7 protein-coding genes are annotated in these 6,166 nt (G+C 73.6%); 5 read left to right on the plus strand and 2 right to left on the minus strand.

Features of this window, described 5'->3' with window-relative positions:
* The first annotated feature begins 13 nt into the window (after nucleotides 1-13).
* Entirely contained in the window at nucleotides 14-721 is a 708-nt protein-coding gene (locus tag FAF44_RS10300) for a histidine phosphatase family protein (RefSeq protein ID WP_237102840.1), read from the plus strand.
* On the opposite strand, the gene FAF44_RS10305 is transcribed toward FAF44_RS10300, so the two are convergent.
* A complete protein-coding gene (locus FAF44_RS10305; protein ID WP_237102841.1) occupies nucleotides 620-1,165 on the minus strand; it encodes an NUDIX domain-containing protein in 546 nt (181 codons plus the stop codon). The genes FAF44_RS10300 and FAF44_RS10305 overlap by 102 nt on opposite strands.
* Nucleotides 1,166-1,312: 147 nt before the next feature.
* On the opposite strand from FAF44_RS10305, the gene FAF44_RS10310 reads away from it, so the two are divergent.
* Genes FAF44_RS10310 through FAF44_RS10325 form a run of 4 tightly spaced genes read left to right on the plus strand, consistent with a single transcriptional unit; the run spans nucleotide 1,313 to nucleotide 4,463 of the window.
* On the plus strand, nucleotides 1,313-2,536 hold the full coding sequence (locus FAF44_RS10310) for an FAD-dependent monooxygenase (RefSeq protein WP_237102842.1): 1,224 nt from the start codon (nucleotides 1,313-1,315) through the stop codon (nucleotides 2,534-2,536).
* Nucleotides 2,537-2,568: 32 nt separating this feature from the next.
* A complete protein-coding gene (locus tag FAF44_RS10315; RefSeq protein WP_237102843.1) occupies nucleotides 2,569-3,288 on the plus strand; it encodes a TetR/AcrR family transcriptional regulator in 720 nt (239 codons plus the stop codon).
* Nucleotides 3,289-3,330: 42 nt separating this feature from the next.
* The gene (locus FAF44_RS10320) at nucleotides 3,331-3,909 is read left to right on the plus strand and encodes a sugar O-acetyltransferase (RefSeq protein WP_237102844.1); all 579 of its coding nucleotides are present in this window, start codon (nucleotides 3,331-3,333) and stop codon (nucleotides 3,907-3,909) included.
* Nucleotides 3,906-4,463 (plus strand): TetR/AcrR family transcriptional regulator, encoded by a 558-nt coding sequence (locus FAF44_RS10325; RefSeq protein ID WP_237102845.1) that lies wholly within the window; start codon nucleotides 3,906-3,908, stop codon nucleotides 4,461-4,463. Before FAF44_RS10320 ends, FAF44_RS10325 begins: the two co-directional genes overlap by 4 nt.
* Nucleotides 4,464-4,518: 55 nt before the next feature.
* On the opposite strand, the gene FAF44_RS10330 is transcribed toward FAF44_RS10325, so the two are convergent.
* On the minus strand, nucleotides 4,519-6,166 hold a 1,648-nt coding region (locus FAF44_RS10330), incomplete at its 5' end, for an ExeM/NucH family extracellular endonuclease (RefSeq protein ID WP_237102846.1).

Consider the following 6,166-nt stretch of genomic DNA (forward strand, 5'->3'; position numbering starts at 1 on the left):
GTGTCCGGTGATTGTGGGATCTGAGAGTGAGAAGCCGGTCGAGTACCGGCAGGGCCGGTTCCGTACGCCGCCCGGAGCCACCGAGGTGTTCCTCGTCCGGCACGGTGAGTCGGAGCCGGCCCGGCCCGGACGTCCGTTCCCGCTGGTGGCGGGTCAGGGCGATCCGGCGCTCGCGCCCGAGGGCCGCGAGCAGGCCGAACGGGTGGGCCTGCGGCTGGCCGCGGAGCGCGTGGACGCGATCTACGTGAGTTCGCTGCGGCGCACGTCCGAGACGGCCGCGCCGCTGGCGGCCCGGCTCGGCGCGACGCCGGTGGTGGAGCCGGAGCTGCGTGAGGTGCACCTCGGCGAGTGGGAGGGCGGCCTGTTCCGGCGGATGGTGGCGGAGGGCCATCCGATCGCGCGGCGGATGTCGGCCGAGGAGCGCTGGGACGTGATCCCGGGCGCGGAGCCGGCTCCGGCGTTCTCCGGCCGGGTGCGCAAGGTGCTCGCCAGGCTGGCCGCCGCGCACCCGGGCCGGCGCATCGTCGTGGTCACCCATGGGGGTGTGATCGCCGAGGCGCTGGCGGCGGCCACGGGGTCGCGGCCGTTCGCGTTCCTCGGGGCGGACAACGCGTCGGTGTCACATCTGGTGCTGGCCGGGGAGCGGTGGATCCTGCGCCGCTTCAACGACACCGCGCACCTCGACGCCGCCTTCACCGGCACGGCCGCCCCGCCCACCTGACGACTCGATCAGCAGCCGGTGCGGTTCCAGCAGGCCGTCGGGCAGGTCGCCGGGGGCGCACCAGCGGGCCTCCAGGATCTCCGTCGGGTGGAGCCGCATCGTGCCGCCGCCGGTGTGGCGGGCGGCGTAGGCGACCTCGATCCTGAGCCGGAAACCGCTGCCGAGGTGCAGCAGCTCGCCGACGCTCACGTCCAGGCCGGTCTCCTCGCGCACCTCGCGGACGACCGTCTGCTCGAAGGTCTCGCCCCGTTTGGCGCCGCCGGTCGGCAGGCCCCACTGGCGGTGCTCGGGCCAGAACCGGTGCCGCAGCAGCAGCACGTTGCCGTCGTGGTCGCTTACGACGCCGGTCACGCCGACCATGAACTTGGCCTGGGCCAGGTAGAGCAGGCGCCACTGAACCGATCCGCGGATCCCGCGCCACAGCCGGGCGATCAGCGTCCTCACGCGCGTCCTCCGTGATCGCATGTCGAGAGCCGTTGCAGCGTATCGGGGCGGGGCGGTGTCGCGGTCGACGTCAGCGACTGACCAACAGAACCATTTTGGTCAGTCAGTCCTTTAGGGTGGATTCCTGAGCACTCGGAGGGAGTCGTCGTGACGAACACGCACACAGGTGGCCGGGCCCTGGTGGTCGGTCTCGGGATCGCGGGCATCGCCACCGCCGTCCGCCTGCGGCAGGTCGGCTGGGAACCGGTCGTGGTGGAGCGGGCCCCCGCGCGCCGCTCGGGCGGGTACTTCATCGCGCTGTTCGGCACCGGCGTGGCCTCCGCCCGGCGGCTGGGCGTGCTGGACGCGATCGGCGACCGCGGCGGCCCGGACATCGCCATGTACGAGGTCGACCGGGCCGGCCGCCGCCGCAAGGGCGCGAACTTCGCCGCGGCGTCCCCCGGGGGCATGCGTCCGCTGCTGCGCGGCGACGTGGAGCGGGGGCTGTTCGCGGCGCTGCCGGACGACGTGGAGATCCGCTACTCGACCGTGCCCACCCGCATCGTCCAGGACGACAGCGCGGCGGAGGTGACGCTGCGCGACAGCGTGGCCGGCACCGAGGTCACCGAGCGCTTCGACCTGGTGGTGGGCGCCGACGGCCTGCGGTCGGCCGTGCGCGGGCTGGTCTTCGGCCCCGAGGAGCGGTACCTGCGCCCGCTGAACTACATGATCGGCGCCACCGTCCTGGACGGTCCGGTGGACGGGTTCGGACTGTCCGACGGCCTGATGCTGGCCGAGCCGGGCCGCTCGGCGATGGCCTTCCCGTTCGCCGACCACGCGCCCAGCCTGCTGTTCTCCTACCGCACCGGCGACGTCGCCGCCGAGTTCGCCCGCCCGCCGATGGAGTCCCTGCGCGCCGCGTTCGGGCCCGAGCCCACGGGGCCGCTGCTGGAGGGCCTGCTCACCCGCTACGAGCAGACCCCCGACGCGCTGTTCGACTCCGTGCGGCAGGTCAGGATGCCGGAGTGGCACCGCGGCCGGGTCGTGCTGATCGGCGACTCCGCCTGGTGCGTGACCCTGTACGCGGGCATGGGCGCCTCCAGCGGCATCGCCGGCGGCGAGTTGCTGGGCACCATGCTGCTGCGCCATCCCGGCGACCTGCCCGGCGCGCTGCGGGCGTGGGAGGCGCGGATGCGGCCGTTCATCGATCTCCAACAGGACGCCGCCTGGTCCGGGCGGCGGCTGTTCACCCCGCACGACCGCAAGGAGCTGGTCCTGCGCGCCGGGATGTTGCGGCTGATGAACGCTCCGGGCGTCGGCAGGGCGCTGGGCAGGATAATGGCCGGCGGCAAGGACATGAGGGCCAAGGCCATCGACATCGCCGCCCTCTGAACACGGACACCCACGGAAAAGGACGAGCGCCGGTGAGCCAGTTGGTCGAACTCCAGTCGCGTAAGGCCGCCCGCATCCTGGACAGCGCGCGCGAGCTGGTGCTCGACCACGGCGCGGGCAAGGTCACCGTGGCCGAGATCAGCCGGGCCGCCGGCGTCGGCAAGGGCACGGTCTACCTCTACTGGCCCAGCAAGGAGGACCTCATCCGGGGGTTGTTCGCCCGCGACCTGCTGACCGCCATGGAGACGACCATCGGCCACCTCGGCTCCGACCCCGCCGCCGTGCTGCCCAGCCGCCTGGCCCCGCAGGTCGTCCGCACCGCGCTGCGGCTGCCGCTGGCCCGCCGGTTGCAGCGCGGCGACCCGGAGTTGCTGCGGCTGCTCACCCAGGAGCCCGGCGATCGTGAGCTGTACGCCCGTACGAACCCGGCGGCCATGTGCGACCTGGTCATGCCGATCCTGTACCGGCACGGCCTCGTCCGCCGCGACCGTCCGCTGCCCGACCAGGCGTACGCGTTGCACGCGCTGCTCATCGGCTTCGTCGTCGCGGCGGACGATCCGGCCTCCGCCCCGTCGGGGGTCGGCGACCCGTACGCCGTCCTGGCCGAGACCGTGACGCTGCTGCTCGCGCCCGCCGTGCCGCCCGCCGAGGAGGCCGTCGCCGCGGCCACCCGCGAGACGCTCGCCGCCTTCCGCGAGCTCCGGGACGGCGTGCTGCGCCTCATCGACCGCAGCCAGGCTCCCGCGCAGTGACCGGCGGGCCGAGCATCCGCGGCGATATGTACGCTTGTACGTATGACGCCTGACCTGGACGGCCGCTCGATGCGGGAACGCATGCTGGCCGGTGACCTGTACCTCGCCGACGACCCGGAGCTGGCCGAGCAGTCGCTGCGGGCCGCCGACCTGATGGAGGCGTACAACGCGAGCTCGGCCCGCGACCCGCTGGAGCGCCGCCGGCTGCTCACCCTGCTGCTCGGCGCGGTCGGCGCGGACACGGTGATCCGGCCCCCGCTGCGGGTCGACTACGGCGCTCACCTGCGCATCGGGGCCCGCTCGTTCGCCAACTTCGGCCTGGTCGCGCTGGACGTCGCACCGATCACCATCGGCGACGACGTGCAGATCGGCTCGAACGTGCAGCTCATGACCCCGACCCATCCGGTCGATCCGGAGCTGCGCAGGGCGAAGTGGGAGGCCGCCGAGCCGATCACCGTCGGCGACAACGTGTGGCTGGGCAGCGGGGCGATCGTCCTGGCCGGGGTCACGATCGGGGAGAACACGGTCGTCGGCGCGGGCGCGGTGGTCACCCGTGACCTGCCGGCGAACGTCGTCGCCGTGGGCAACCCCGCCCGCGTGATCCGCACGATCGGGCCTTGAGCGCCCCCGTCCCCCGGCGGCCCAGGCGGCACGATCCGGGACGGCGCGAGCGGCTGGTCGAGGCCGCGCTCGGCGTCATCGCGGAGCGCGGCGTCGCCGGGACCACGCACCGGGAGATCGCCCGCGCCGCCGACGTGCCGCTGGGCTCGATGACCTACCACTTCGCCTCGCTGGACGAGGTGCTCGCCGAGGCGTTCACCCGGCACGCCGACGCGGTGGCGCGGGTCTTCGAGGAGCGCCTGAGCGCCGCCCGCGACCCGGAGGAGGCGGCCGAGGCCGTCGTCACGCTGGTGTCGGACGACCTGCTCGGCTCGCCGCGCGGCCTCGTCCTCACCGTGGAGCTGTACGTGGCCGCGGCGCGCGACCCCGCCCTGCGGGCCGTCACCCAGGGCTGGATGGCGCGCAGCCGCCGGGCGCTGGAGCGGCACTTCGACGCCACGACCGCCAGGGAGCTGGACGCGCTCATCGAAGGGCTGGTGCTGCACAGCGCCCTGTCGACCGACCCGATGTCGCCCGCCCAGCTCCGCCACGCCGTCCACCGCTTCCTGCGCTGACGTCCGGCGGGCGCGGGCCGTGGCGGGCGGATCCCGCCACGGCCGGCGCGGGTGCTCAGAGGCGCAGGCCCACGAGCAGCGGGTCGTGGTCGGAGGAGCGGAAGGCGCCGGGCGCGTACAGGTAGGGCGGGTTGAACTCGGTGTTGTAGTCCATGAACCGGCCCTCGTCGGCGTTGACGTGCCAGATCGTGGCCCCGGTGACCAGCTTGCGTGCGCCCTTGTCGGCCAGCACGTGATCGAGCTCGCCGGACAGGCCGCCGAAGACGTAGCTGTAGCGGTCGTCCTTCTTGACGTACTTCTTGCTCAGGCTGGTCAGCCCGCCGTCCTCGAGGGTGTGGATCGGGTCCTCCTCGCCGTAGGCGTTGATGTCGCCGAGGACGAGCGCGTTCGGCGCGTCCAGCTCGTCGAGCAGGGCGAGCACGGCCTGGGCCTGCTTGACCCGCTTGGCGTTGTAGCAGCTCTGCCCGTCGCCCTGGTCGGCGTCGGGGCCGGTGGCCGGGCCGTCCGCGTCGGTGCAGCCCTTGGACTTGAAGTGGTTGACGGCCACCGTGAACGTCTTCCCCTTCCCGCCGGCCCTGCCGAACGTCTGCACCAGCGGCGGCCGGCTGAAGATCGGGTCGGACGAGGAGCGGGCCGCGCCGACGGGGGTCACCTTGCCCGGCTGGTAGATCAGCGCGACCTGGATGGCGTCGGTGCCCGGGGCGGGGTGCGTGATCGCCCGGTAGACGCCCGCGCCGGCCTTGGCGTTCAGCGCGTCCACCAGGGCGTTCAGCGCCACGTCGGCGTTGCGCTCGACCTCCATCAGCCCGGCGACGGCCGGGTCCAGCGTGGTGATGGTGGCGACCAGCTTGGCGAGCTGGCGGTCGCGCTCCTCGGCGGTGGTGGCGCCGCGCGAGCCGAGCGTGGTGAACCAGTTGAGCGTGTTGAGGCCGGCCACCCGGACGTCGCCGCCGACCCGGTCCGGCCGGGCCGGGCGCGGGTTCTCGGCGCGGAAGAGCACGGGCTCGATCGGCTGGACGCGGTAGACGTCGAAGCCGTACGTGAGCACCCCGGTCAGGCCGCGCACCTCGTCACCGATGCGGACGGTGTCCGATCCCTTGGTGTGGTACGGCAGCGCCGGCGGGTTCTGGACGCCGGAGCCGTCGTCGAGCAGGATCGTGCGCCGCGCGTCCCTGCCGGTGTCGACGCCCGCGCGGTCGGTCGGCTGCCAGAGCCGGCTGTCCGCGGAGAGGGTGATCTCGCCGAACCGGGCCAGGTTGTAGATCTCGGAGACGGCGAGGTCGTCGCCGAAGGTGACGAGCATGTTCTCGTAGCGCTCGAAGGTGACGCCCGGCTTGAGCGGCAGGTCCACCTTGACGGGCCGGATCGTGCCGGTGCCGCAGACGTTCACCGCCGTGGCCGGGGAGATCTCGGTGAGGCCGTTGTACTCGATGACCTTGCCGGAGACGAGCACCCGGTCACCGGTCCCGACCGGCGAGGCGGAGTACACGAACAGGCCCTCGGAGGTCGCCGGGTCGGCGTCCGGCCGGGCGGACTGGAGGTAGAAGCCGCCGAGCCCGCCGGCGCCCTGGAAGGAGCCGGTCACGACGCCCTCGACCCGGACGTCCTGGCCGGCGAGCGGGCTGGCGTCGCCGCTGCCCTGCACCTGCGGGATCGGGTGCGTGGCCGGGGTGTCGCAGCTCTCGGTCGGCGTGGGAGTGGGG

Source organism: Nonomuraea sp. MG754425, from assembly GCF_021699195.1.
Taxonomy (GTDB): domain Bacteria; phylum Actinomycetota; class Actinomycetes; order Streptosporangiales; family Streptosporangiaceae; genus Nonomuraea.

What these genes read in the sequence shown, in the direction of transcription:
- FAF44_RS10320 (WP_237102844.1), top strand. Translation starts at nt 3,331, where the DNA reads ATGACGCCTGACCTGGACGGCCGCTCGATGCGGGAACGCATGCTGGCC.